Origin of the sequence: Pseudooceanicola nitratireducens (genome assembly GCF_900109195.1) — a bacterium.
Classification (GTDB): Bacteria; Pseudomonadota; Alphaproteobacteria; order Rhodobacterales; family Rhodobacteraceae; genus Pseudooceanicola; species Pseudooceanicola nitratireducens.
In genome coordinates this window covers 706,244-732,768 of the sequence record NZ_FNZG01000003.1, presented here as the reverse complement: position 1 = coordinate 732,768, position 26,525 = coordinate 706,244, and the positions used below count along the sequence as shown (strand labels likewise).

23 protein-coding genes are annotated in these 26,525 nt (G+C 65.3%); 13 read left to right on the top strand and 10 right to left on the bottom strand.

Features of this window, described 5'->3' with window-relative positions:
- Positions 1-104: 104 nt before the first annotated feature.
- The 7 genes from BMX99_RS14130 (at position 105) to BMX99_RS14100 (ending at position 7,886) form a co-directional block, all read left to right on the top strand.
- A complete protein-coding gene (locus tag BMX99_RS14130) occupies positions 105-815 on the top strand; it encodes a DUF2161 domain-containing phosphodiesterase (protein WP_093453007.1) in 711 nt (236 codons plus the stop codon).
- A 246-nt stretch (positions 816-1,061) separates the two neighbouring features.
- Positions 1,062-1,349: a co-chaperone GroES gene (gene groES, locus BMX99_RS14125; RefSeq protein ID WP_093453005.1), complete on the top strand. Its 288-nt coding sequence runs from the start codon at positions 1,062-1,064 to the stop codon at positions 1,347-1,349.
- 67 nt (positions 1,350-1,416) lie between these two features.
- Positions 1,417-3,066, top strand: a complete 1,650-nt coding sequence (gene groL, locus BMX99_RS14120) for a chaperonin GroEL (protein WP_093453003.1) — start codon at positions 1,417-1,419, stop codon at positions 3,064-3,066.
- 192 nt (positions 3,067-3,258) lie between these two features.
- Positions 3,259-3,741, top strand: coding sequence for a GNAT family N-acetyltransferase (locus tag BMX99_RS14115; RefSeq protein WP_093453001.1), 483 nt, complete (start codon positions 3,259-3,261; stop codon positions 3,739-3,741).
- Positions 3,742-3,820: 79 nt separating this feature from the next.
- Positions 3,821-4,978: an alpha-D-ribose 1-methylphosphonate 5-triphosphate diphosphatase gene (locus BMX99_RS14110; RefSeq protein ID WP_093452999.1), complete on the top strand. Its 1,158-nt coding sequence runs from the start codon at positions 3,821-3,823 to the stop codon at positions 4,976-4,978.
- Between the two features lie 147 nt (positions 4,979-5,125).
- Positions 5,126-6,907 carry an aspartate--tRNA ligase gene (gene aspS / locus BMX99_RS14105; protein ID WP_093452995.1) on the top strand — a complete coding sequence of 594 codons (1,782 nt, stop codon included), beginning with the start codon at positions 5,126-5,128 and terminating at the stop codon, positions 6,905-6,907.
- A gap of 469 nt (positions 6,908-7,376) precedes the next feature.
- Positions 7,377-7,886: a VPLPA-CTERM sorting domain-containing protein gene (locus BMX99_RS14100; RefSeq protein ID WP_093452992.1), complete on the top strand. Its 510-nt coding sequence runs from the start codon at positions 7,377-7,379 to the stop codon at positions 7,884-7,886.
- 85 nt (positions 7,887-7,971) lie between these two features.
- Here BMX99_RS14100 and BMX99_RS14095 read toward each other — a convergent pair whose 3' ends face one another.
- The gene (locus BMX99_RS14095; RefSeq protein ID WP_170848712.1) at positions 7,972-8,541 is read right to left on the bottom strand and encodes a CHAP domain-containing protein; all 570 of its coding nucleotides are present in this window, start codon (positions 8,539-8,541) and stop codon (positions 7,972-7,974) included.
- 242 nt (positions 8,542-8,783) lie between these two features.
- Here BMX99_RS14095 and BMX99_RS14090 point away from each other — a divergent pair, with 242 nt between their 5' ends.
- Positions 8,784-9,374 (top strand): hypothetical protein, encoded by a 591-nt coding sequence (locus BMX99_RS14090; RefSeq protein ID WP_093452990.1) that lies wholly within the window; start codon positions 8,784-8,786, stop codon positions 9,372-9,374.
- A 146-nt stretch (positions 9,375-9,520) separates the two neighbouring features.
- On the opposite strand, the gene BMX99_RS14085 is transcribed toward BMX99_RS14090, so the two are convergent.
- Positions 9,521-9,997, bottom strand: coding sequence for a hemerythrin domain-containing protein (locus tag BMX99_RS14085; RefSeq protein WP_093452988.1), 477 nt, complete (start codon positions 9,995-9,997; stop codon positions 9,521-9,523).
- Positions 9,998-10,170: 173 nt separating this feature from the next.
- Here BMX99_RS14085 and BMX99_RS14080 point away from each other — a divergent pair, with 173 nt between their 5' ends.
- On the top strand, positions 10,171-10,887 hold the full coding sequence (locus tag BMX99_RS14080; protein ID WP_093452986.1) for a GNAT family N-acetyltransferase: 717 nt from the start codon (positions 10,171-10,173) through the stop codon (positions 10,885-10,887).
- Positions 10,888-11,007: 120 nt separating this feature from the next.
- On the opposite strand, the gene BMX99_RS14075 is transcribed toward BMX99_RS14080, so the two are convergent.
- From BMX99_RS14075 to trpS, 4 genes are all read right to left on the bottom strand, one after another.
- Entirely contained in the window at positions 11,008-11,877 is an 870-nt protein-coding gene (locus BMX99_RS14075) for a branched-chain amino acid aminotransferase (protein WP_093452984.1), read from the bottom strand.
- A gap of 299 nt (positions 11,878-12,176) precedes the next feature.
- Positions 12,177-12,662, bottom strand: a complete 486-nt coding sequence (locus BMX99_RS14070; RefSeq protein ID WP_093452982.1) for a VOC family protein — start codon at positions 12,660-12,662, stop codon at positions 12,177-12,179.
- Positions 12,663-12,870: 208 nt separating this feature from the next.
- Positions 12,871-14,193: a DEAD/DEAH box helicase gene (locus BMX99_RS14065; RefSeq protein WP_093452980.1), complete on the bottom strand. Its 1,323-nt coding sequence runs from the start codon at positions 14,191-14,193 to the stop codon at positions 12,871-12,873.
- Between the two features lie 363 nt (positions 14,194-14,556).
- Positions 14,557-15,600, bottom strand: coding sequence for a tryptophan--tRNA ligase (trpS, locus tag BMX99_RS14060; RefSeq protein WP_093452978.1), 1,044 nt, complete (start codon positions 15,598-15,600; stop codon positions 14,557-14,559).
- Between the two features lie 132 nt (positions 15,601-15,732).
- Here trpS and BMX99_RS14055 point away from each other — a divergent pair, with 132 nt between their 5' ends.
- On the top strand, positions 15,733-16,422 hold the full coding sequence (locus tag BMX99_RS14055) for a rhomboid family intramembrane serine protease (protein ID WP_093452976.1): 690 nt from the start codon (positions 15,733-15,735) through the stop codon (positions 16,420-16,422).
- 38 nt (positions 16,423-16,460) lie between these two features.
- On the opposite strand, the gene BMX99_RS14050 is transcribed toward BMX99_RS14055, so the two are convergent.
- From BMX99_RS14050 to BMX99_RS14035, 4 genes are all read right to left on the bottom strand, one after another.
- A complete protein-coding gene (locus tag BMX99_RS14050) occupies positions 16,461-18,056 on the bottom strand; it encodes a phospholipase D-like domain-containing protein (RefSeq protein WP_244525525.1) in 1,596 nt (531 codons plus the stop codon).
- Positions 18,057-18,138: 82 nt separating this feature from the next.
- Positions 18,139-19,677 carry a murein biosynthesis integral membrane protein MurJ gene (murJ, locus tag BMX99_RS14045; RefSeq protein ID WP_093452974.1) on the bottom strand — a complete coding sequence of 513 codons (1,539 nt, stop codon included), beginning with the start codon at positions 19,675-19,677 and terminating at the stop codon, positions 18,139-18,141.
- Positions 19,674-22,484 (bottom strand): [protein-PII] uridylyltransferase, encoded by a 2,811-nt coding sequence (locus BMX99_RS14040; RefSeq protein ID WP_093453357.1) that lies wholly within the window; start codon positions 22,482-22,484, stop codon positions 19,674-19,676. Before BMX99_RS14040 ends, murJ begins: the two co-directional genes overlap by 4 nt.
- A 154-nt stretch (positions 22,485-22,638) precedes the next feature.
- Positions 22,639-23,841 (bottom strand): penicillin-binding protein activator, encoded by a 1,203-nt coding sequence (locus BMX99_RS14035; RefSeq protein WP_093452972.1) that lies wholly within the window; start codon positions 23,839-23,841, stop codon positions 22,639-22,641.
- 108 nt (positions 23,842-23,949) lie between these two features.
- Between BMX99_RS14035 and rsmI the strand changes: the two genes are divergently transcribed.
- The 3 genes from rsmI (at position 23,950) to gshB (ending at position 26,277) form a co-directional block, all read left to right on the top strand.
- Positions 23,950-24,822, top strand: a complete 873-nt coding sequence (gene rsmI / locus BMX99_RS14030; RefSeq protein WP_093452970.1) for a 16S rRNA (cytidine(1402)-2'-O)-methyltransferase — start codon at positions 23,950-23,952, stop codon at positions 24,820-24,822.
- A 24-nt stretch (positions 24,823-24,846) separates the two neighbouring features.
- Positions 24,847-25,272 (top strand): YraN family protein, encoded by a 426-nt coding sequence (locus BMX99_RS14025; protein ID WP_093452968.1) that lies wholly within the window; start codon positions 24,847-24,849, stop codon positions 25,270-25,272.
- A 66-nt stretch (positions 25,273-25,338) separates the two neighbouring features.
- The gene (gene gshB / locus BMX99_RS14020; protein WP_093452966.1) at positions 25,339-26,277 is read left to right on the top strand and encodes a glutathione synthase; all 939 of its coding nucleotides are present in this window, start codon (positions 25,339-25,341) and stop codon (positions 26,275-26,277) included.
- Positions 26,278-26,525 lie beyond the last annotated feature (248 nt).

The window sequence follows — 26,525 nt, the reverse complement described above, 5'->3', positions numbered from 1 at the left end:
GTGAAGTCCGGGTTTGCGGGCAGGTCCGGGATCAATGCCCGGCGGCACCCTCTTGTTCCTGACCCCTCTTGTTCCGGACTGGGGCCGCGCCGTAAAGTCCGCCCATGGCCAAACTGCGCGAAACCGACCTGTATCCCCCGATCAAGGCCTATCTCGAGGCCCAGGGGTACGAGGTGAAGTCCGAGGTCGCCGGGGCCGACGTCATGGCGATGCGCGACGATGATCCCGATCCGGTGATCGTCGAGATGAAGACCGGCATGAACCTGACGCTGGTGCAGCAGGGCGTGGCGCGGCAGGCGATGACCGATTGGGTCTATCTGGCGGTGCCGACGCTGAAGGGCCGCAAGGCGCTGACCGGGCACCTGTCACTGTGCCGCCGCCTTGGGCTGGGGCTGATCACGGTGCGGGCGCGCGATGGCCATGTGCATGTGCATTGCGATCCCGCCCCCTTCGTGCCGCGCGGATCCAAGCCCCGGAAGGGGCGGTTGTTGCGGGAATTCCAGCGCCGGGTCGGGGACCCGAACGCCGGCGGATCCGTCGGGGTCAAGCTGGTGACGGCCTATCGTCAGGACGCTTTGCGCTGTGCCGCCGTGCTTCAGGCGCAGGGCCCGCTGCGCGGGGCCGAGGTGGCCCGGGCCGCCGGTGTGCCCAATGCCACGACCCTGATGCGCGACGATCATTACGGCTGGTTCGAGCGGGTCGAGCGCGGGGTCTATGCGCTGACCCCCAAAGGCGCAGAGGAACGCGGGCAGTTCGATGCGGGGGATCTGATTGCCCCCGCACCAGCGGAAGAAACAGCGGAACAAACCGCCTGACCCGGGCTGCACCGGGCGTTAAACTGGCGGCGCATCGTCAGCGGGAATCCCCGCCCTCCCGGCGAATTGGTGGCATTTCGATAAAATCCTCCCCAAGTTTGTGGCGCAGTTTCCTTGACAGCCCAAATTCCGGTCCTTATCTCCGGGCCGTTAGCACTCGCAGGGTGTGAGTGATAACGCCTCGCTGTCCGTCGCTGAACGAGGGCAGGGAGGCAGGGAGAAACTTTGAGCCAAGGAGCCTCAGAGATGGCATTCAAACCGCTTCATGACCGAGTGCTGGTCAAGCGCGTGGAAAGCGAAGAGAAAACCGCAGGCGGGCTGATCATCCCCGACAGCGCCAAGGAAAAGCCAGCGGAAGGCGAAGTTGTTGCTGTGGGCGAAGGTGCCCGCAAGGACAGCGGTGAGCTGATCGAGATGGCCGTGAAAGCCGGCGACAAGATCCTGTTCGGCAAGTGGTCCGGCACCGAGATCACCCTGGACGGCCAGGAACTGCTGATCATGAAAGAAAGCGACATCCTCGGCATCATCGCCTGAGGGGAGGCAGGGTAAGACCCCAGCCCCACGCATTCTGAACACAACGACTTAGTCAGGAGAGACACATATGTCTGCAAAAGACGTCAAGTTCGACACCGAAGCCCGCAACAAGATGCTCAAGGGCGTCAACGTGCTGGCCGACGCCGTGAAAGTGACCCTGGGCCCCAAAGGCCGCAACGTGGTCCTGGACAAATCCTTCGGCGCGCCCCGCATCACCAAGGACGGTGTTTCGGTCGCCAAGGAAATCGAACTGGAAGACAAGTTCGAAAACATGGGCGCACAGATGGTGAAGGAAGTTGCTTCCCGCACCAACGACGAAGCCGGTGACGGTACCACCACCGCAACCGTGCTGGCCCAGGCCATCGTGAAAGAGGGCATGAAAGCTGTCGCAGCTGGCATGAACCCGATGGACCTGAAGCGCGGCATCGACCTGGCAACCGCCAAGGTCGTCGAGGCCATCAAGGCCGCAGCCCGCGACGTGACCGACAGCGACGAAGTCGCCCAGGTCGGCACCATTTCCGCAAACGGTGAAGCCAACATCGGCCGCATGATCGCAGACGCGATGCAGAAAGTCGGCAACGAAGGCGTCATCACCGTCGAAGAAAACAAGGGCATGGAAACCGAAGTGGATGTCGTCGAAGGCATGCAGTTCGACCGTGGCTACCTGTCGCCCTACTTCGTCACCAACCCCGACAAGATGACTGTCGAGCTGGAAGACGCAATGGTTCTGCTGCACGAGAAGAAACTGTCTTCGCTGCAGCCGATGGTTCCCCTGCTCGAGCAGGTCATCCAGTCCCAGAAGCCGCTGCTGATCATCGCCGAAGACGTCGAGGGCGAAGCCTTGGCGACCCTCGTCGTGAACAAGCTGCGTGGCGGTCTGAAAATCGCAGCCGTCAAGGCACCGGGCTTCGGCGATCGCCGCAAGGCCATGCTGCAGGACATCGCGATCCTGACCGGCGGTCAGGTGATCTCGGAAGACCTGGGCATGAAGCTTGAGTCCGTGACCATGGACATGCTGGGTACCGCCAAGAAAATCGGCATCACCAAAGACGAGACCACCATCGTTGACGGCGCCGGCGACAAGGCCGAGATCGAAGCACGCGTTGCCCAGATCAACACCCAGATCGCTGAAACCACGTCCGACTACGACCGTGAGAAGCTGCAGGAACGCGTTGCCAAACTGGCTGGCGGTGTTGCTGTCATCCGCGTCGGCGGCATGACCGAAGTCGAAGTGAAAGAGCGTAAGGACCGTGTGGACGATGCTCTGAACGCGACCCGCGCTGCTGTTCAGGAAGGCGTCATCGTTGGTGGTGGTGTTGCCCTGGTTCAGGCCGGCAAATCGCTGGAAGGCCTGACCGGTGCGAACCCCGACCAGAACAACGGTATCGCCATCGTGCGTCGTGCCCTGGAAGCGCCGCTGCGTCAGATCGCTGAAAACGCAGGCGTCGACGGTGCCGTCGTTGCCGGCAAGGTCCGTGAATCGACCGACCTGAAGTTCGGCTTCAACGCTCAGACCGAAGAATATGGCGACATGTTCTCCTTCGGTGTGATCGACCCGGCCAAGGTGACCCGTACCGCGCTGGAAGACGCAGCCTCGATCGCTGGTCTGCTGATCACGACCGAAGCCATGGTTGCCGACAAGCCCGCCAAAGACGGCGGTGCCGGCGGCGGCATGCCCGACATGGGCGGCATGGGCGGCATGGGCGGCATGATGTAATCACGCCTGTCCTGACGGACAGCGCATGTGATTTTCATGTGAGCCAAGACTTGGAAAAGGGCACCGTTTCGGTGCCCTTTTTCGTGCGCGGGGCCCCGGTGGCGGCATGGACGGGCGCGGGGGATTGGCGAAAAAAACTGGTCCCGGACGGGCAAAGAGATAAACTTGGTTTATTCAGATGACGGAATTGCCATGATCATTCGCCCCTTCCGCCCCGGTGACGCCACCGGTGTCAGCATCCTTCTTGATACCGCTTTCGAGGGCCAGGCCGAGCTGCGGCTGGTCCAGGCCCTGCGCGAGGCCGATCAGATCGCTGTGGAACTGGTGGCCGAGCTTGAGGGCCATGTGGTCGGCCACATCTGCTTTGCCCGGCTGGTCGCGCCGGAAGGCTGGCTGTCCCTGTCGCCGCTGGTCGTTTCGCCTTCGCAGCAGGACCGCGGGATCGGGTCGGACCTGGTCCGCGCAGGGCTGGATGCCGCGCGGCAGGCGGGGGCAAAGGCGATCACCGTCCTGGGCGCGCCCGACTATTACACGCGCTTCGGCTTTACCCTGAAGGCGGCCGAGAACCTGCACACCCCCTATGACCGCGATTATTTCCTGGTCTATCCGATTGCGGCGGGGACGTCGGGCCACCTGGGCAAGGTCATCTACCCTTCGGCCTTTCAGGGGATCTGAGGGGCGGCGAGCCGGGGGCTGCGCCTTTGAAACCCGACGGGCCTTGATTCCGACGATATGCCGGGACAGAAGACCCCCCATGTCTGGATCCTTGTCTGCACCCGATTTCCATATCCAGGGCGCGCTGTCGCTGCGCCCCGATGGCCTCTCTGGCGCTGCGATTGGCGTCTCGGCCGGGGTGCTGACTGATGCCCATGTGGGTCGCGCCGTGCATCTGGACGGGTGGGAGCTTCGCCCCGGCCTGATCGACCTGCATGGCGACGGGTTCGAACGGCACCTGGCCCCGCGACGCGGCGCGATGAAGGATCTGTCCGTCGGCCTGGCCTCGCTCGACACAGAGCTTGCGGCAAACGGCATCACCACCGCCTACCTGGCGCAGTTCTATTCCTGGGAAGGCGGGATGCGCGGCCCTGAGTTCGCCGCCCGGATGCTGTCGGCATTGCAGGCAACGCGCGCCCGGCTGGTGACAGACATGCGGGTGCAGCTGCGCGTCGAAAGCCATCTGATCGACGACTACCCGAAAATCGAGGCGCTGATTGACCAGCACGATATTCCGTATGTCGTGCTGAACGATCATGTCCCTCATGCGGCTTTGGCACGGGGCAAACGTCCGCCCCGGCTGACCGGGCAGGCGCTGAAATCCGGCCGCAGCCCCGAGGCGCATCTGGCCCTGCTCCAGGATCTGCACGCTCGCAGCGCCGAGGTTCCCGGCGCCGTCACCGCGCTGGCCGCCCGTCTGGCGGCCAGGGGGGGCCTGACCGGAAGCCACGACGATGCGGATGCCGCCGCCCGGCGGGATGCACAAGCGCAGGGGCTGACCATCTCTGAATTCCCCGAAAGCCGAGAGGCCGCGCTGGAGGCCGCTGGGCAGGGTGCCCCGATCGTGCTGGGCGCGCCGAACGTGGTGCGGGGGGGATCGCATCAGGGCAAGGTCTCGGCCGCCGATCTGGTGCGTGAAGGGCTGTGTTCCGCGCTGGCCTCGGATTACCATTACCCCGCGCCCTTCCAGGCGGCGCAGCAGCTGGCAGGGGATGTGGGGGTGCCTGCGGCCTGGGCGCTGGTGTCGTCGGGGCCGGCGTCGGTTCTGGGCCTGGCGGATCGCGGTCAGCTTTTGGCTGGGCTGCGCGCCGATCTGGTGGGGATCAACCCGGCGACGGGGCGCATCGGGTTGACGGTGACGGGCGGGCGCATCGCCTATGCCGACCCGCAGGCGGCGGCGGCCCTTCTGGCGGCCTGATCGGGCCGGATCAGGCCGGATTGCCGCGCCAGCCCCCGGAACCCTCTGTTTCCGGGCGTCCAAAGCCGCAGCCCGCTTGACTTCCGCGCCTATCCCATGTGTATCGGCCCCTGCCGAAACCGCGGCTTCTGACCAGAGGAAACGACCATGCACGCCTATCGCAGCCACACCTGTGCCGATCTGACCGCCGCCAATGTTGGCGAGAATGTCCGCCTTTCCGGCTGGGTGCATCGGGTCCGCGATCACGGCGGCATCCTCTTCATCGACCTGCGCGACCATTACGGCACGACCCAGGTCCTGTGCGACCCCGACAGCCCGGTCTTTGCCGAGGTGGAAAAGGTCCGGTCGGAATGGTGTATCCGCATCGACGGCAACGTGAAGGCGCGTGACCCGGAACTGGTGAACCCCAAGCTGCCGACCGGTGAGGTCGAGGTCTTCGTGCGCGACATCGAGGTTTTGGGCAGCGCCAAGGAACTGCCGCTGATGGTCTTCGGTGATCAGGAATACCCCGAGGAAACCCGCCTGCGGTATCGTTACCTCGACCTGCGCCGCGAGAAGATGCAGACCAACATGAAGCTGCGCTCGGACGTTGTGGCCTCGATGCGGAAACGCATGTGGGACAAGGGCTTCCGCGAATTCCAGACGCCGATCATCACCGCATCCAGCCCCGAAGGCGCGCGTGACTTCCTGGTGCCGTCGCGTCTGCATCCGGGCAAGTTCTACGCCCTGCCGCAGGCTCCGCAGCAGTTCAAGCAGCTGCTGATGGTCTCGGGCTTTGACAAATATTTCCAGATCGCACCCTGCTTCCGCGACGAAGACCCGCGCGCCGACCGCTCGCCCACGGATTTCTACCAGTTGGACATGGAGATGTCCTTTGTCACCCAGCAGGACGTCTTTGACACGATTTCCCCGGTCATCGGCGGCGTGTTCGAAGAATTCGGCGGTGGCCGCAAGGTTGACGCCCCCGCCGACTGGCCGCAGATCACCTATGCGGATGCCGCGCTGAAATATGGCTCGGACAAGCCCGACCTGCGCAACCCGATCGAGATGCAGGTGGTGTCCGAACATTTCGCGGGCTCGGGCTTTGCGATCTTCGCCAAGCTGCTGGAACAGGACGGCACCGAGATCCGCGCCATCCCCGCCCCCACGGGCGGCAGCCGCAAATTCTGTGACCGCATGAACGCCTTCGCCCAGAAAGAGGGCCTGCCGGGCATGGGCTATATCTTCTGGCGCGATCAGGGCGACGGCATGGAAGCCGCCGGTCCCCTGGCCAAGAACATCGGCCCCGAACGCACCGAGGCGATCCGCCAGCAGCTGGGCCTGGGCGTCGGCGACGCGGCGTTCTTCCTGGGCGGCAAACCCAAGTCCTTCGAATCCGTTGCCGGTCGCGCCCGCAACGTCATCGGCGAAGAATTGGGCCTGACTGACAAGGACCGCTTTGCCTTTGCCTGGATCGTCGATTTCCCGATCTACGAAAAGGACGAGGAAACCGGCGAGATCGATTTCGAACACAACCCCTTCTCGATGCCGCAGGGCGGGCTTGAGGCGCTCGAATCCGATCCGCTGTCGGTGAAGGGCTTCCAGTACGACCTGGCCTGCAACGGCTATGAGCTGGTGTCGGGCGCGATCCGGAACCACCGCCCCGAGATCATGTTCAAGGCCTTCGAGATCGCGGGCTATGGCAAGGACGAGGTCGAGAAGCGCTTTGGCGGCATGGTCAACGCCTTCCAATACGGTGCCCCGCCGCACGGTGGCTGCGCCGCCGGTGTGGACCGCATCGTCATGCTGCTGGCGGACGAGGACAACCTGCGCGACGTCATGCTGTTCCCGATGAACCAGCGGGCCGAGGACCTGATGATGGGCGCGCCGTCCGAACCGACCAGCGACCAGCTGATGGAGCTGTCGCTGCGGGTCATCCCACAGGAGTGATCCTGGGGTCAGATCTTTTATGACGGGCGGCGGGGCAACCTGCCGCCCGTTTTCGTTGCGCCCAGTTTGGTCTGCCGTTTGGCCGGTCGTGTCGTAGGTCGTTTTGTCTGTTGCGTTGCCCCTTGTCTGGCCAAGGGGTGATTGACCGGGCAGGGCAGGGCGGAACCTGACCGGAAACACCACCCCGGCTGCGGTTGATTTTCAATTTGGAAAGTTGCATTTTCCTATTGAAATGATTCGAATTTTTCCCATTGGAAATCGATTGATTGTTTTGCGTTCGAAAACGACATCAATCTAAGGTTGAATCAGGTTATCTAGATTTCTTCAGAAACGGTGTCGCCTGCGTGATTTTGGCCAAAAGTGGCGAAAATAAGCCCATCATTGGGGGTGTCACGTTAAATTTCAACGCGGCGCGATCTTAAGGCGTGATATTTAATAATGTGTTTCAGAGTATGAGGAGTTTATATTCATGAACATTTTGAAGACCCTTAAGTTCGCTGCTGCGGCCTTGATCCTGGGTGTATCCTCGGCTCATGCGCTTACCGTTAGCGGATTGACGATTGTCGGTCAGGAAACCAGCGGCAACTGCCCTGTAGATCTGAATGGCGACACGAAGTGCTTCCTGTCCAACGGCGGCTCGAACGTCATTCTGACGATCACCGCAGATGCAGGGTACACCTTCGACGTTGCGCAGGTGTCTTACCTGCTGACGGGCGGTGGCCAGCTGCGTAAGTTCAACGTGTCTGGTAGCAACTTCGCGACGTTCGAAATCGACAACGTGCCGCCTACCGGGGTCGAAACCGTGAACCTCACGGGGCTGACTTTCCTGCAGTTTGCAAACGTCGGCAATGCCTCGGCGCGGATCGATTTTAGCACGCTGGTTGTGACCCCGCCGGCGGTTCCGCTGCCTGCAGCCGGTTTCCTGCTGCTGGGTGGCTTTGGTGCCCTTGCCGCTGTGAAGCGTCGCAAGAAGGCCTGAGCCGCGCGAAAGCAAAGCGAGCCATGAAAACGAAAACGGCACCGATCTCGGTGCCGTTTCTATTCTGCCTGCTCGGGAAATGGGGTCAGACGTCCTGACCGGGGCGGGCCGGCAGGATGAAGCCGTTGACCGGATAGGTCTGGCCGTATTGGCCGGGGTTGGTCTCGACCCGGACCTTGCTCCAGTCGTTGTTGGGGCTGACGTCGATGACGCCCATGCCAAGCGAGACCTTGTTGCGGTGCCAATTGGCGTGGTCGATGCGGATCTCGCGGTCCGAGATGCGTTTCGACACGACGGCCACGTGCCCCATGGGCATGCCACGGGTGGCGGCAAAGGCCATCACGGCCCCGACAGCGGGCGTCTTGCTGCGCTCGTAGCTGCCGGCGGCCTGGGACCACCATGTGTTTGCATTGCCGTGGATCTGCACGCCGCTGGCGGTACGGGCGAAGGGCACGCACCAGACGCGGATGCCGCGGGCGCGTTTGACATTGGCCTCGACCACGGCCATGTCGCGTAGTTCCATGTTCAGCACCGCGCGGTCGGCGGCGTCCTGGGCGGAGTAGTTGGCGCATGCCGCGCCGGTCAGAAGAAGCGCCGCGGCGGCCAGACGGATCGTCCGGCGCAGCGGCTGGGTGGTGGCGCGTTTTACGCTCATTTATGCCTCGGTTGCCTGTTCACACCTGCCTCACAATTCTGCAAGACCCGGTGCTCATCCCCGATTAATGGCCTTGAAACAACCCCTTTGGGGTCGAAGCGGCGGGAACCTGCCCACGTCTCGCGCGTTGAGCCTGTTGACCCGCGCCCCGGACCGGGCGATCTGGGTCCTGTTTGCGCCCCGATCTGCCAGGGTATTCGATCCGCCAGAAAGGCCCGGGCCGGGCCGGAAGAGAGACCCGCATGCAGCGCCGCGCCGTCCTGACCCTGTTGCCCGCCGCCCTTGCGGGCTGTGCCATGCCCGAGGCACCCGAGGCACCCGAGGCACCCGAGGCACGCGGGGGGCAGGCCCCAGACGCGGGGCGCGCGGATGTGGCCGCCCGGATCGTTGAATTGGAGCGGGATATCCTGGCGCTTTCCGGGGCCGAGGGGATCGCGCCCGAAGACGCCGCCCGCGCCGCCCGCATCGCCGTGACCTATCCGCTGGAGCTGCGCGCGCGCTACGGTGTCACCGATCCGCCGCTGGTGCATAACACCAAGGTCAATCTGGGCTTCCGCGACCGTGGGCTGTGCTGGCACTGGGCGGATGATCTTCAGGCGCGGCTGGCGCAGGAAGGCTTCCAGACGCTGGATCTGCACCGGGCCATCGCCAATGCCACAAGCCTGCGGATCGACCATTCGACCGTCGTGATCTCGGCGCGCGGGGCGGCAATGGAGCAGGGGCTGGTGCTGGATCCCTGGCGGCAGGGCGGGGTGCTGTTCTGGGCCCCGGTGCTGCAGGACCCGCAGTACACATGGGAACGCCGCGCCCGGGTGATGGCGCGGCGTCGCTAGGCGGTATGGGGATCATGGGCCTGTCCGGGTCGGTCTGATCGGGCGCGATCTGGCCGCTTTTGATCAGACCGGGTTCAGTCAGACTGGCTTCGGTCAGACTGGGTAGGACCGCGTGCAGACCGGGCAGGACCGCACGGACAGGCGGATCAATCCTCCAGCGCGTCCTCGCGTTTTTCCTCGATCAGGTCCATCTCCTTGGACTTCCGGGTCAGGAACTTCTGGCCGAAGCTGTCGTTCTCTTCCTTGCCGATCACTTCCTTGGCCCGGGTGAAGACCTCGTTTTCCTCTTCTTCCATGTGGTGTTCATAGTCGTGCTTCAGCGTCTTGAAGCGGGTCAGCCAGCCGGGTGAAGACATGTCCATCTCGCGCAGCTCTTCCAGGATCTCGTCCATCTCGGCGTGTTCATGCACGGAATGGCGGGCGGCGTCCTGACCCCAGGTCTGGGTCATCAGCTTGGAATAGAAGGTTTCTTCCTCGGCAGCGGAATGACTTTTGACGTCGCGGTAGAATTCGTCCCAGGCCTCGCGGCGGTCCTTGCTGTCGCCCTCGGTCCGGGCGATGCGGTCCAGAAGGTCGCGGTGGCGGTTATGGTCTTCGATGATGGCGTCGTAGATGGATGGCATTCCGGCTCTCCCTTGATGTAGTTGCAGGGGGAACGTCGCGGGCGGGGTGGCGGTTCCCGGGGGCATCAGGATCAGTCAGCATGGGGCAGGCGGTTTTCGCCCTTGGCTTTCCCGCAGGCGCTTCCTAGGGTCCGGGGCCTGCCCGAGGGAAAGATCCGAGAAAGGGAAATTCCATGCGTGACGCCCGCCCCATTGGCCCCGCCGTGACCGGCTGGACGCCGCCCCCCGCACCGGGACCGGACCTGGTTTTAGAGGGCAGGCATGTGCGGCTGGAACATCTGAGCGCACAGGCCCATGCCGCGCTGCTGTTCCGCGAGATCGAGGGCGAGGATTGGCTGTGGGATTACATGCCCGTCGGTCCGTTCAATTCCGCCGCCCAATTCCACCGCTTCGTGCACGAGACAGAGGACAGCCGCGATCCGCTGTTCCTGGCGATCCGGGCCAGGGGGGATGACCGGGTGGTGGGCTTTGCGTCCTTCCTGCGGATCACGCCCGAGGCCGGGTCGATCGAGGTGGGGTTCATCCTGATGTCGCCCCGCCTGCAGCGCACGCCGGCGGCGACCGAGGCGATGTTCCTGATGATGCAATGGGCCTTTGACGCGGGCTATCGCCGGTACGAATGGAAATGCGACGCTCTGAACCGCCCGTCGCGCCGCGCGGCGCAACGGTTCGGGTTCAGCTATGAAGGGGTGTTCCGTCAGGCCACGGTCTATAAAGGGCGCAACCGCGACACCGCCTGGTTTGCGGTGATCGACGCCGATTGGCCTGCGCTGAAAGAGGCGTTCCAGGTCTGGCTGGCCCCGTCGAATTTCGAAGGTGAGGGGCAGCAGAAGGAAAGCCTTGCGGATCTGACTCGCCTGGTGCGGGTGGCGTCGGACCCGGCGCTTTAAGGTTTCGGCGTCGGGCCATACGCTTCAAAATATTCGCGTGGGGCCCGGGGGCTGCTTCTTGCGCCTTACGGCGACGCGTCGCGGCGGGCGGCGGCGCCCCCGGCGCGGCGGTACCCGGGGTCAGAGCGTTTCGGCACCCGCGGCCCAGTCCCAGTACATCTCGCGCGCCTGGCGGGTCAGCGGGCCCATCTGATAGCTGCGGTCCTCGATCCCGGTCACGGGGGTGACCTTGGACATGTTGCCGGTCAGGAAGACCTCGTCCGCGGCGTCGAAATCCTCGTAGCGCAGCACGGTTTCATGCACCGTCACGCCGTTGTCGCGGAAGTTCTTGATGTGGCGGGCGCGGGTGATCCCGGCCAGGAAGGTGCCATTGGCGATCGGGGTGAACAGCTCTCCGTCGCGGGCCATGAAGATATTGGCCGTTGCGCTTTCGGCGACATTGCCCAGGGCGTCGGTCACGATGGCATTGCCGAACCCGCGGGCGCGGACCTCTAGCAGCATGCGGGCGTTGTTGGGATACAGGCAGCCGGCCTTGGCATTGACGACCGAGGACGACATCACCGGGCGGTGAAAGCTGGTCCGGCCAAGCGTGGTCGAAGCATCGGGGGCTGCCATGGGGATTTCTTCCAGGCACAGCGCAAAGCCGGTGGAATTCGGGGCCGGGTCCACCCCGAGCGTGCCGCCATCCAGTGCCCAGTACATCGGGCGGATGTAGACGGGGGTGCCGGGGGCATAGGCCGACAGGCCCTCTTTCGCGATTTCGACCATGGCGTCGGTTTCGACCGTCGGGTCGATCATCAGCGCCTTGGCCGACCGGTTCACCCGGGCGCAATGGGCGGTCAGGTCGGGGATCAGCCCGTTCACCATGCGCGCGCCGTCGAACACGGTCGTGCCCAGCCAGGATCCGTGATCGGCCGCCTTCATCACGGGGATGTCGCCGTCGTGCCAGGTGCCCTGAAAATAGGTGCGGATATTGGTGCCGGTGGCCATGGGGCGATCCTTTCCTTGCTGGACCCGTGTGTCGCGCGATTTATGGCAGGCGGGGCGGGGAAGGGAAAGCCCGGTCGGGGGCAAAGGCGGGCCGTGCAGGGACGGCGGTGCGAGACGAGAAAAGAATACCCCCGGTCCGATAGGAGACCGGGGGGAGGGGATGAAATGACTTTGATAGCTTCTGACTTGGGGATGAGGGCCAAGCCCTGCGGCGTCAGTCTATCGCAGCGCTGCAACGGTTTTGCGACAGCGGGCGTGGTTGGGCACGTGGCCGGCGCAGATAGCCGGCGGCAGGGGTGTCAGGCGGCTTCGTCCAGCAGGGCCTGAAGATCCAGCGGGCTGTTGACCATCGACAGGTTGCCCTTGGCGTCGCGGGGCCAGTCGGCTTCGGGGCGGTCGCGGTAGAGTTCAACCCCGTTGCCGTCGGGATCGCGCAGGTAGATCGCCTCGCTCACGCCGTGGTCGGCGGCCCCGTCCAGCGGGATCCCGGCCTCGACCACCCGGCGCAGCGCATCGCCAAGCGACGCGCGGTCGGGATAGAGGAAGGCGGTGTGATAGAGCCCGGTGTGCCCCGGAGGCGGCGGCGTTGCACCACGGCTTTCCCAGGTGTTCAGCCCGATGTGGTGGTGATAGCCGCCAGCCGAGAGGAAGGCCGCCTGGCTGCCGAACTTCTGCTGAAGCTCGAACCCCAGCACGCCGGAATAGAAGGCGATGGCCCGGTCAAGATCGGCGACTTTCAGGTGGATGTGACCGACACGGGTGTCGGGATGCACTGGTTTGGTCATGGAATGATCCTTTCGCTTTGATCCCAAGATACGCCGTGCCGGGCGCTGTGCCTACGCCTGTGGGCGCAGGGACTCTGTGCAGAATTGTGGGCGGCGGTTCGGTGTCCGAGCAGGCGCAAGCGGCGGGCGGTCAGGCCCGGGGCAAAAGGAAAGGGCCCGGAGCGGATGCCTCGGGCCCATTCGATCACAACTGTCGTCTGGTCGTGCCTTATGCAGCGTTCGACCCCGCACCGCCCTTGCGGCGGCGCTGGCGGTTCGGGCGCTTGGCCCCGTTGGCGTTCTGGGGGCCCTTGCCAGCCGATTTCGCGGCCTCGCCACCTCCGGCGGGACGCCCACGACGGCCACCGCCACCGCCACCACCGCCGCGACGGCGGTTCGACTTGGACTTGGGCGCATTGCGCGGGGCGGGGCGGGTGCCACCGGCGGTTTCGATCTGGTGACCGATGACCTTTTCGATGTCGCCCAGCTCGCCCATTTCCTCGGCCGAGCAGAGGCTGACCGCGCGGCCGTCCTTGCCGGCGCGGGCGGTGCGGCCGATGCGGTGGACATAGTTGTCCGCGACGTTCGGCATTTCAAAGTTGTAGACGTGGCGCACGTCGGGGATGTCGATGCCGCGCGCGGCGACATCGGTGGCGACCAGCACGCGCAGCTCACCGGATTTGAAATCGTTCAGGGCGCGGGTCCGCTGGCCCTGGCTTTTGTTGCCGTGGATCGCGCCGACGGCGAAACCGGCATGGATCAGCTTCTTGGCCAGCTTGTCCGCGCCGTACTTGGTGCGGGTGAAGACCAGGGCCAGTTCCTCGCGGTGTTCGTCGAGAAGGTTGATCAGCGCAGCCTGCTTGTCGGCGGGTTCGACGAAGACGACGGATTGGTCGATCTTGTCGGCGGTCTTGCCCGGAGGGGTCACCTCGATCCGCAGGGGATCGTTCAGGAAGGCCCCGGCGATTTCCGCCATCAGCTTGGGCATGGTCGCCGAGAACAGCAGGGTCTGGCGTTGTTCGGGCAGGCGCTTGGCGATTTTGCGCAGGTCATGGATGAAGCCCATGTCCAGCATCTGGTCCGCCTCGTCCAGCACCAGGTAGCGCGTCTTGGCCAGGCTCAGCGATCCGCGGTCCAGCAGGTCCAGAAGGCGGCCGGGCGTGGCGACAAGGATATGCGCGCCGCGTTCCAGGCGCTGCGCCTGGGCATTGATCGACGCCCCGCCGACCACCAGGCCGATGCGCAGGTGTGCGCCTTGCAGGATGTCACGCAGGTTGTCGCTGATCTGCTTGGCCAGCTCGCGGGTCGGGGCCAGGATCAGTGCACGCGCGGTGCGGGGATCGGCCTTTTCCGAGGTGGCCATCAGGGCGTCAGCAATGGGCAGGCCGAAGGCCAGGGTCTTGCCGGTGCCGGTCTGGGCCAGGCCCATGATGTCCCGGCCCTTCAGCGCCTCGGGGATGGCGCGGGTCTGGATCGGGGTGGGCGCGGTCAGGCCCCTCTCATCAATGCGAGAGAGCAGGGCGGGGCGCAGGCCCAGCTGGTCGAATGTCATATGGAATGTCCTTTCGGGCCTGCATCCTGCAGGCCGCATGTCGTGCCCGGATCGGGCAGGGTGATGTCGGGTCGCGTGGGTCCATGCGATGACCTGACGGACCGGATTGTCCGCAGGAGGTAATCGCAGATGCGCCTATGTGCCTTGTCGGGAAGCAGGCCCAGGGGGCCGTTTCCGGTGGCTGGCACGCGGACGGGGCGAGGCCCCGCGCCGGTTAGGGGCCGACGATCACGGGCTGCACATGGGGCCTGGCGGGGAATAAGTCAATGGGTTTCGCTGCAGGGCAGCGAGGGCGGTGACAAAAATGGCCCGCACCGGGGATCGGGCGGGCCATGTTGGATCGAGGTGAAGGGACCGGGCCGCTTAGCGGATCATCCCCACGATATCATAGGTCTTTTTCAGGACGGGCGCGGCGATGGCGCGGGCGCGTTCGGCCCCGTTGCGCAGGATCGCGTCGATTTCGTCGGGGGCTTCCATCAGGCGCGCCATTTCCGTCGAGATCGGCGACAGCTTGGCCACGGCCAGCTCGGCCAGCATCGGCTTGAATTCCGAAAACTGCTTGCCGCCCACATCCGCAAGCACCTGGTCGACGGTCTGATCCGCCAGGGCGGCGTAGATGTTGACCAGGTTGCGAGCCTCGGCGCGACCCTCCAGCCCGTCGGCTTCCGAGGGCAGGGCCTCGGGGTCGGTGCGGGCCTTGCGGATCTTCTGGGCGATGGCGTCGGCGTCATCGGTCATGTTGATCCGCGCCATGTCCGAAGGATCGGACTTGGACATCTTCTTGGACCCGTCGCGCAGGGACATGACGCGGGTCGCCGCGCCCTCGATCACCGGTTCGGTCACGGGGAAGAAATCGACGCCGTAGTCGTTGTTGAACTTGATCGCGATGTCGCGGGTCAATTCGATATGCTGCTTCTGGTCCTCGCCGACGGGCACGTGGGTCGCGTGGTAGACCAGGATGTCGGCGGCCATCAGCGACGGATAGGCGAACAGCCCCAGAGAGGCGTTCTGCTGATTCTTGCCCGCCTTGTCCTTCCACTGGGTCATCCGCTGCATCCAGCCCATGCGAGCGATGCAGTTGAAGATCCAGGCCAGCTGGGTGTGTTCATGCACCTGGCTCTGGTTGAACAGGATCGCCTTGGCCGGATCCAGGCCCGAGGCAATGTAGCCCGCGGCCAGTTCGCGGGTCTGGCGGCGCAGGGCCTCGGGGTCCTGCCAGACGGTGATCGCATGCAGGTCGACCATGCAGAAGATCGTCTCGAACCCGTCGTTCAGACCCTTGTCCTGCCAATCGACAAAACGACGCATCGCGCCCAGGTAGTTCCCAAGCGTCAGCCCGCCCGAGGGCTGGATCCCGGAAAAGACGCGGGGCTGAAAGGTGGTGCCTGTCGATGCGGCGTCGGTCATTGGGGGATCCTCCGGCTGGATTTCCGTGCCGCGCTGGCTTACCCATGGGCCCGGCCCCCGTCAAGCTTGGTCCAGCGCCGCTGGTCCCGGGCCGGGGATGGGCCGACCCTGCATCCAAAGACCGGAGTGACGATGTCCTTTTCCAGTGATGAACGCGCCGTGAACCCCATTCCGCCGCTGATCCTTGCGCTATTCGTCGTCGCCATGGGGGTCGAGGTGATGTTCCAGCTGGGCACAAGGGGGATCATCGGCGGGCCCTCGGCCGTGGGCTGGCGTCAGGCGGCGCTGACCGACTATGGCTTCCAGGGGCAATATGCGCGGTTCATGGTCGAAACCGGGCAGCTGCGGCCCGAGTTCCTGCTGCGCTTCGTGTCCTATCCCTTCGTGCATCTGTCCTTCACACAGGCGCTGATTGCCGGGGTCATGCTGCTGGCGCTTGGCAAATTCGTGGGCGAGATCATGCATCCCTTTGCGGTCTTCGTGCTTTATGTGCTGTCGACCATCGGCGGGGCTTTGGCCATGTGGGCGCTGGCCGGGGACAGCGAATGGCTGTTTGGCGGCTTCCCCCCGGTCTACGGGCTGATCGGAGGGTTCACCTATCTGCTGTGGGTGCGTCTGGGGGCCGTGGGGGCAAGCCAGGTGCAGGCCTTCCGGCTGATTGCCGTGCTGGCGGGGCTGCAGTTCCTGTTCGGCGTGCTGTTCGGCTTCGCGCCGGACTGGCCGGCGGACCTGGGCGGCTTCGTCTTCGGCTTTGCCCTGTCGCCGCTGCTGGTGCCCGGCGGGCTGTCGGCGCTGGTCACGCGGCTGCGCAAGCGGGGCTAGGGCTCCGCCGCACCGGCGCAGGGTTCAGAACGCAGGGTTCAGAACATCGCCGAGGGCAGGATCGGGATATAGCTGGCAAAGCGACGATTGCGCGCGGCCGGGTAGGGCAGGATCATCGCGTCCCGGTCTTCCGGGCGCAGTTCGCTGGCGGATTTGGCGGTGCTGAACCAGGTCGCGGCCAGCTGGCTGTCTGCGTCCGACACTTGGCGGCCCAGCCATTTCGTCGCCAGCCGCTGGCGCAGGTGGCGGATGGCGGCGGGGTCTTGGAACAGGACCGAGGCCTCGGTATCCCACAACAGCGACCGCCCGTTCAGGTTGGCCGAGCCGACGATGCCAATCCGTTCGTCGATCAGCGTGACCTTGGAATGCAAATAGATGATGCCCGCGCCCTTCACCGGCATCGGTGTATGCGGGTCCGCCGGGCGGGGCTGCACCGGGGATACGATGGCCAGCCGGTCGCCAAAGGCGCGGCGCAGGATGCCAAAGCAGCGCAGTTGCAGCGCCTGGGCGTGGCGCGCATCCGTGCCCGAGGCACGGTCGAAGATCACCCTCTCGGGTTCTGTCGGAATGACCAGCGTCATCTGCAGATCCGGCACCTCGCGCGCACGGGCGGCCAGGGCACGGGCCAGGGGCAGGTGGCGGAAAAACTGCGTCTCGATATAGACCGAGCGTTCGGCTTCGGTGAAGGCCTTCAGCAGCGTGTCTTCGTGTTCCTTGACCTCAGTCACCGGGCCAAAGTGCAAAGGACCTGTGCCATGGGTCGAGACGGTGCGCAGCAGCCGCGGCGCGGGGGGCGACAGGCGGTCCCCGTCCGAACCGGTCGAGGCCGGAGCCTCGGCCACGGGAACAGGCAGCGGGCGCAGTACCGTGGCCCTGGCGCTGAAGACGGTGCCACAGCCGACGCGGGCGCGATCCCAGCAACAGGCGAAATGGCGGCGCAGCTCATGCGTGATCGGGCCCGATACCTGCATCGAGACATCGTGCCAGGTCTGGTCCGGGCTTTGATCGTGGTCGTGGTCGTCCCAACGGCGTTCGTCCACGTCGATGCCGCCGATGATGGCGCGGGTGCCGTCGGCCACGGCGAATTTCTGATGCAGGGTGACGGGCCGCAGCCGGTGACGGCCGTTCAGGGCCTGCAGCTGAAGGGCGGTCAGATGTTCCTGCGGGGTATTGCGCAGCTTTTCCAGCCGTTTGCGGATCTGCGGGCCAAAGACCCGGCCCCAGATCGGGGCGGGGGTGCAATCGTGCAGGGAACAGATGATTTCGGCATTGGGATGGTCGGTCACCCGCGCGGCAAAGCGGCCGGCGCTGATCCAGGCGTCGTGGTGCAGATCGGCAGTGAAGACCGGGTCGAAATCGGCCAGCAGTAGCCGGATGGTCACGTCACGTTCGGCCACATGGGCAAAGAGGTCGGCCCAGGTCTTCAGCCCAAGGCTTTGCGCCGCGTGGCTGCGCAGCCCGGTGCGGGCGTCGAAGATGCGGAAGGCCAGCAGCACCTCGGCCCTCGCGTCCAGCACCAGTTGTTCCAGCGCCGGGAACATCTCGGCGGCGGTGATCAAAGGGTTCAGCGCGGGCCAGGGGGCGGCTTGCGCCCCGGTGGTCTTTGTTTCGGCTTGGATGGCCGCAAGGGTCATGGTGGGGTCCCGATCCTGTCCTGTCACGGGACCAACACCAAGCGGTGCGGCTGGGTTCCCCTTCCGGCGTGCGCGGGCGGTTTTACCCGCCGCGCTTCACCGCCGATTTCAGCTCCGACAGGCGGAAGGCGTTCAGCACATGGCTGATAATGAAATAGATCACCGTGCCGCCCAGGATCAGCAGCGCCAGCGCGCCGGGCCGGGTGACGGCGAAGACCGGTTCAAGCGCGATGCGCCCGACCCAAAGCGCGACCCCCAGCAGGGCCGAGGCCAGGACGATCCGCCAGATGCGCCGCCGCAGCCTGTCGTCCAGCGTGACGGAACTGCCCATGCGGCGCGATCCGAACCACAAAAGCACCACCATGGCCCAGCCTGCGGTGGTGGTGGCGGTGGCGGCAGCCATATAGCCGATCGCCGGGGCCAGCCCGATGGCCAGGCCCGCGTTCACCACCATGGCGACGACGGCATAACGGAAGGGGCTTTTGGTGTCCTCGCGCGCGTAGAACAGTGGCTGCAGCACCTTTTGCAGCACGAAGGCGGGCAGGCCCAGGCCATAGACCGCCACCGCAAGCGCGGTCGCCTGGGCGTCCGCGACCGTGAAGGCCCCGCGCTGGAACAGCGTCAGGATCAGCGCATCGGGGATGACCACCAGCGCCACAGCGCAGGGCAGAGTCAGGAACAGGGCGAATTCGGCGGCGCGGTTGAAGCCATGGCGGCCTCCGGCCTCGTCCCCCGCACGCAGGCGGCGCGACAGGTCGGGCAGAAGCACCACGCCGATGGCGATGGCCACAACGCCAAGCGGCAGCTGGTACAGCCGGTCGGCCAGGTTGAGATACTGGATCGAGCCTTCGAAGAAGCTGGCGACTTGGCGGCCGACCAGCAGGTTCACCTGAACCACGCCTCCGGCCAGGGCGGCGGGGGCGGCGACGGCGGCCAGCTTTCGCATCTCGGGCGTCAGGCGGGGCATGCGGGGCTTTAGGGCAAAGCCCGCGCGGGCCGCCGCATACCAGACCAGCGCCAGCTGCGCGGCCCCGGCCAGGGGCACGCCCCAGACCAGCGCCCGGCCAATGTCCATGCCGCTGCGCGCGCCGATCACCATGGCGGTGACAAGGATCACGTTCAGCAGCACCGGCGCGGCGGCGGCGGCGGCAAATCGCCCGGTGGCGTTCAGAACGCCGGAGAACAGCGCCGCCAGCGAGATGAAGAAGATATAGGGAAAGGCCACGCGGCCATAATCCACCGCCAGGTCAAAGCGCGCGTCCCCCACGAAGCCCGAGGCCATGGCATAGACCAGCGCCGGCATGAAGATCGTCGCCAGCAGGGTCAGCACGATCAGCGCCGCCCCCAGCATGGCCATGGCCTGTTCGGCAAAGTCGCGGGCATCCTCGCCCGCTTCGACCTTCTTGGCGAACTGCGGCACGAAGGCCATGTTGAACGCCCCTTCGGCAAAGAAGCGGCGGAACATGTTGGGCAGGGAAAAGGCCACCACGAAGGCCTCGGCCACGGGACCGGCCCCCAGGTAGGCGGCAAAGAAGATGTCGCGGGCAAACCCGAGGATACGGCTGGCCAGGGTCCAGACGCCGACGGTAAGAAAGCCCCGGATCAACCGGATCGGCTTCACGATCTGGCCCTTTCCTGACCTTCGGAAATCGCGTCGCGCAGCTTGGCCTCAAGCGCCTTCTGCTTGGATTCGCTGTAAAGTTTCAGCCCGAACATGTCTTTCACATAGAAGCTGTCGACCGCCTGTTCGCCGTAGGTGGCGATCACGGCCGACGAGATCTGGATATTCGCCGCCGCAAGGGTGCGGGTCAGGTCGAACAACAGGGCGGGGCGGTCGCGGGTGTCGACCTCGATGATGGTGTAGATCTCGGATCCGTCGTTGTCGAAGCTGATCGCGGTGTTCAGCTTGAAGGCGCGTTCGCGTTTCTTGATCTTGTCGCGGTCCTTCATGGCGTCGCGGGCCACGACCTCGCCCTTCAGGGTCTTCAGGATCATCAGGCGCAGGCGCGGCAGGCGGGCTTCTTCATAGGGGTGGCCGTCGGCATCCTGGATCCAGAAGGCCGCCGTGGCATAGCCATCCTTCGAGGTATAGGTCCGGGCATCCACAACGTTGGCCCCGACCAGCGCCAGCGCCCCGGCCAGGCGCGCGAAGATGCCGGGATGGTCCTGCATGGCAAAAAGCGCGCGGGTGGCATCGCGGTCCTCGTCCGGGTGCAGATCCATCGAGATCTCGTTTTCGCCGATGTCGCGCAGCATCTGGGCCAGGACGGTCTGGGCGGTGACATGCAGCCCCTGCCAGTAGGTCGGGTAATGGCGGCGGATCTCGCGGTCGAGGTCGGCCTTGGTCCATTCGGGCAGGGCCTCGCGCAGGGCGCGCTTCGCTTCGCGCGACCGGGTTTCGCGGTTCAGGTCCTCAAGCCCGGTTTCCAATGCGCGGCGGGTCTGATTGTACAGCCCGCGCAGCAGGGCGGCCTTCCAGTTGTTCCAGACGCCCGGGCCGACGCCGCGGATGTCGCAGACTGTCAGCACGCACAGCAGGTCCAGCCGTTCGCGGGTGCGCACGGCCTTGGCAAAGTCGCGCACGGTGCGCGGGTCGGCGATGTCGCGTTTCTGCGCCATGTCCGACATCAGCAGGTGATAGCGCACCAGCCATTCCACGGTTTCGCATTCCGCGGGCTTCAGCCCCAGGCGCGGACAGACCGAACGCGCGATGCGCGCGCCGACGATGGCGTGGTCTTCTTCGCGCCCCTTGCCGATGTCATGCAGCATCAGCGCGACATACAGAACCTTCCGGTTCACCCCTTCGCGCAGGATGGTCGAGGCAATGGGAAGCTCTTCCTTCAGCTCGCCGTGTTCGATCATCGCCAGGTGGCGCAAGCATTGGATGGTGTGTTCGTCCACCGTGTAGTGATGGTACATGTTGAACTGCATCATCGCCACGATGGGTTCGAATTCCGGCAGGAAGGCCGCAAGGACCCCCAGTTCGTTCATCCGGCGCAGGGCGCGTTCCGGGTTGCCGTGGTTCAGCAGCGTGCCCAGGAAAATGCGCACGGCCTCGGGGTCGGAGCGCATGTCGTCGTCGATCAGGTCAAGGTTCGCGGTGACCAGGCGCATGGCGTCGGGGTGGATCAGCATGCCGGTGCGCATGCCTTCCTCGAACAGGCGCAGGATGTTCAGCTTGTCCGCCAGGAAGGTGTCTTCGTCCTTGATGGCCAGGCGGTTGTGCACCACCTCGTAATCCTTGTTGACGGTGCGGCGGCGGCGGAAGACCCGTTCCAGAAGCGGTTCGCTTTTGACATGGGCGGCTTCCATCTTGGTCAGAAAGATGCGCGTGACCTCGCCCACCACTGTGGCGTGGCGGAAGTAATCTTGCATGAAGACCTCGACCGCGCGGCGGCCCGCCCGGTCGCGGTATCCCATGCGCTCGGCCACGACGACTTGCATGTCGAAACTCAGCTGGTCCATGGGGCGGTCGGCGATCAGGTGCAGATGGCAGCGCACCGCCCAGAGGTAATCGTCGGCCTTGTAAAACTTGGCGTATTCCTCGTCCGAGAAGACCCCAAGCGTGACCAGCTGCGAGGTGTCCGAGACCCCGTGCACGTATTTCGCGATCCAGTAGAGCGACTGAAGATCGCGCAGCCCGCCCTTGCCCTCTTTCACGTTGGGTTCGACCATGTAGCGCTGGCCGCCCTGTTTCAGGTGGCGCGACTGGCGTTCGTCCAGCTTGGCAGTGATGAAGTCCTTTTCCGTGCCGCGGAACAGATCCGACCAGAGGCGGTCGTTCAGGTCGTCGAACAGCTTGCGTTCGCCGGTGATGAAGCGGCCTTCCAGCAGGGCGGTGCGGATGGTGTAATCCTCTGCCCCCAGCTTAATGCAGTCGCGGATGGTGCGGCTGGAATGGCCGACCTTCAGGTGCAGGTCCCACAGGATGTACAGCACCCTCTCGATAAGGCTTTCCAGGTCGTCGCTAATCTTGGTGTTGGCCAGGAACAGCAGGTCGACGTCGGAATGCGGCGCCATCTCTCCGCGGCCATAGCCGCCCACGGCACAGAGCGCGAAGGCACCGGGCTTGGCCTTTTTGTCGGCCAGGTGGACCTGCGCCATGCGCAGCGCGGCGGTCACCAGGCCGTCGGTCAGCCAGGTATAGGCGCGGGTGGCGGGGCGGGCGATGCGGGGGGTTTCCTCGAACGCGGCCTTGATGCGGGCGCGGCCCTTTTCCTGGGCCTCCTGCAGCAGGGTGATGGCGGCCTTGCGGAAGGCCTTGTCATCCGCGTGCGTCTTGCGGGCGGCGTCGATGGCCGCGCAAAGCGCTGCGGGATCCAGGATTTCCTGCGCGGGCAGGATCAGATCCTCGGGCAGCGCGTCATGCGGAGCCGAAGGGGAAGAGGCGGAGGTGCGGGCCGGACCCGAGGAGGAAGCGTTCTTCATGGGGCTGTAAAGAATATAGCGCGGGGCGTTTGCCAAGGGATAAATGCAAAGACGGGGGCTGTGTGGCCCCCGTTCTGTGTCTTGCTGCGGCGCGATGCGCGCGCTTTTGCCAATGGGGCCGGGATCTTCCCGGACCCCGAGAGAGTCGGGCGGATCAGAAACCGATGCCAGCGAAGCCGCGCGGCGCGGGGTCGATCACCACGACCTGCTTGTCGCGGATGGTGGCCACGGCCAGGCCACGCTCGACCACCCCATTGGGACGGAAGCGGAAGACGCCCTCGACCCCCTGGAAGCCCGCGCCCTGGGTCAGGGCACTTGCGGTCAGCGCATCGGACTTGCCCTGTTGGACCAGCGCACCGATGGCGGCGATCCCGTCATACGCCAGGCCGGCCAGCGGATGCGGGCCCGAACCATAGGCCGCCTGGTAGCGAGCCGAGAATTCGCCGCTGCGGGCCGGGTCGGGCAGGGCGAACCAACCGCCTTCAAGCCCCTGAAGGTCCAGCGTCTGCGGCGGCACGTCCCAACGGGTCAGACCGATGTACTGGGTCACCGCCGGGTTCACGCCGCTTTCGGGCAGCAGCTGGGCAAAGAAGGGCAGGGCCGCATTGGTGTTCGAGGTCATGAAGATCGCATCCGCCCCGGTCGAGGAGACGGTGGAGCGCACCTCTTGCACGGCCTGGATCACGCCCTGCTGCGAATAGCTGTAGCTGACGTTGCCGACGACGCTGGCCCCCGCGGCGCTTGCGGCCTGGGCGATGGCGGCACGGCCCAGCTCTCCTGCCGCATTCTCGGCCGAGACGGTGACGATCTTGCGCTTGCCCTGCGTGGCGGCATAGCTCGCCAGGCGGCGGGCGGTGTTGTCGAAGGTATGGCCCAGGACGAAGACGTTGCCACCAGCGAGCGAGGCGTTGTTGGTAAAGGCCATCACGTTCACGTTGCGCTGCGCCGCCGCGATCCCGGCCGCGTTGGCGTTGCCGCCATACAGCGGGCCCAGGATGATCTTCGCGCCGTCTGCGATCGCTTGCTGGGTGACGGCGGTGGTCTGCGCCTCGTTCCCGGCGGTGTCATAGACCCGCAGGTCGATCCTTGTGCCGGCCAGGTCCGCAATCGCCAGACGCGCCGCGTTCTCGAGCGAGGCCGAGACGACCGCATCGCCCGACCCGCCGGACTTGGGCACCAGAAGCGCAACCGGAACGGGTTTCGAGGTGTCGATGGTCTGGCCTCCGCCGCCAAGGCTGACGGGCTGACAGGCTGCCAGCGCAAGGGCAAAGAGACCGGCGGCCAGCCCCCTGGCCGACTTGCGGCCGGGAAGAGGGCGGGTTACGGCCTTGCGAGGCGCGCGCAAAAGGGCGAACATGAAACACTCCTTGATAGACGGCGGATTTCCGGGCGCGGCGCGCCTGCAACCTGCCGGTGTCATATGGCTTTGCGGTAATCATAGCCGCCTGCGGATGAGGGTCCAGAAATGAATCGGGTCACGACGGAACAGACGGGCAGGATGCCGCCCGGGCTGACATTGGTCAGCGTGCCGATCGGGACGGCGCGGGACATCACACTGCGGGCCTTGGACGTGTTGCGCGACGCCGATGTGCTGGCCGCCGAAGACACGCGATCCCTGCGCAAGCTTCTGGATATCCACGGCATTCCCCTGCGGGATCGGCCCATGGTGGCCTATCACGACCACAATGGCGACCGCGCCCGCCCACGCCTGATGCAGGCCCTGGAGCAGGGGCTTTCGGTCGCCTATGCCTCAGAGGCGGGAACGCCGCTGATCGCCGATCCGGGCTATGACCTTGCGCTAGCCGCGCGCGAGGCGGGCTATGCGGTGACGGCAGCGCCTGGGGTCTCGGCGGTGGTGACCGCGCTTAGCCTGGCTGGGCTGCCGACGGACCGGTTCCTGTTCGCGGGCTTCCTGCCCAATGCCACCAAGGCCCGCCGCGAGGCGCTGGAGGCCCTGGGCAATGTCCCCGCCACGCTGGTCTTCTACGAATCGCCCAAGCGGCTGGACAAGATGCTGGAGGACGCGGCCCGCGTGCTGGGCGACGGACGAGAGGCCGTCGTCGCGCGCGAGTTGACCAAGAAATTCGAGGAAATCCGCCGCGGATCCCTGTCGGACCTGGCCGCGCATTACCGCGCCACGCCGCCGAAGGGCGAGATCGTCGTGCTGATCGGGGCGGGAAAACGCGAAGACATTAGCGAAAAATTCGTGATTGATGCGCTAAGGTCGGAACTGGATGCGGGGCTTTCGGTGCGCGACGCGGCGGCTGCGGTCTCGGAAAACACGGGCTGGCCCCGGCGCAAGGTCTATCAACTGGCGCTGGATCTGTGCCGGGGGTGATCGGCACCCCGGAAGGGGATGCACATGAAGCACTGGGATCATTCGTCTGATGCACTGCCCGCGGTGGCCGTCCCGTCGGACCGGCGGCGACAGCGGGGGCAGACGGCCTATCACGCGGGCCTCGCGGCCGAAGACAGTGTTGAACGCCACTATGTGGATCGCGGGCTGCGCCCCCTGGCGCGGCGCTGGCGGGGGCCGGGCGGGGAAATTGACCTGATCCTGCTGGATGGCGATGCGGTCGTCTTTGTCGAGGTAAAGAAAGCCGCCAGTTTCGACCAAGCTGCCCTGCGTGTCCGTCCGCGTCAGGCGCAGCGGATTGGGGCCTCGGCCCTGGCCTATCTTGACCACATGCCGCGCGGATCGCTGACCGACATGCGCATCGACGTGGCCTTGGTGGATCAGGTGGGCGCGGTTCAAGTTCTGGAAAACGCATTCGCGGACTTCTGGTAAAGGCGCATTGCGCCTCTCGCGGGTTTCCGCCATCAAGTTGGCGAAATGTTATTCGGGAGAAGCGCGATGAAAGTTGCCATCCAGATGGATCCGGTCGGCGCGATCAATATCAACGCGGACAGCACCTTCCGCCTTGCGGAAGAGGCGCAGGCGCGCGGGCATTCGCTGTTCTATTACACGCCCGAGCGTCTGTCCTATCAGGAGGGCCGCGTCATGGCCCGTGGGCAAAGCCTGACGGTGCGCCGGGAGCAGGGCAACCACGCCGATCTGGGCCCCATGGAAGAGGTCGATCTTGCCGAGTTCGACGTGGTCTGGCTACGACAGGATCCGCCCTTTGACATGTTCTACATCACCACCACCCATCTGCTGGAACGTCTCAGCCCCGGGACGCTGGTGGTCAACGATCCCTTCTGGGTGCGCAACTTCCCCGAGAAGCTGCTGGTGCTGAACTTCCCCGATCTGACGCCGCCCACGGCCATTGCCCGCGACCTCGAGACCATCAAGGCCTTCCGCGAGAAGCATGGCGACGTGATCGTCAAACCGCTGTACGGCAACGGCGGGGCGGGGGTCTTCCGCATCACGCCCGAGGATCGCAACCTGGCGTCCCTGCACGAGATGTTCACCGGCTTCTCGCGCGAGCCGCTGATCGTGCAGAAGTTCCTGCCGGCCGTATCGAAGGGCGACAAGCGGGTGATCCTGGTCGATGGTGAGCCCGTGGGCGCCATCAACCGTGTTCCGGCCGAGGGCGAGACCCGGTCGAACATGCACGTGGGCGGCCGGCCAGAGAAGGTCGGCCTGACCGAGCGGGATCTTGAGATCTGTGCAGCCATCGGGCCGCTGCTGAAGGAAAAGGGTCAGATTTTTGTCGGCATCGATGTGATCGGCGACTGGCTGACCGAGATCAACGTGACCTCTCCGACCGGTATCCAGGAGCTGGAGCGCTTTGACGGCGTCAATATCGCCGGCAAGATCTGGGACGCGATCGAGGCCCGTCGCGCGGCCTGATCTTTGTGTTTTCCGAGACAATGGGGGCATCGCTTTGGCGGTGCCCTTGTTGTTTCGGGGACGGGATTTAGTCGGTTTCCAACGCGGAATTTTTGCACCGAAAGGGCCATCAAACTGAACCGCGAGGGGTTGACTGCACCCTTGATCAGATGCGCTCCTCGCTCCTCGCTCCTCGCTCCTCGCTCCTCGCTCCTCGCTCCTCGCTCCTCGCTCCTCGCTCCTCGCTCCTCGCTCCTCGCTCCTCGCTC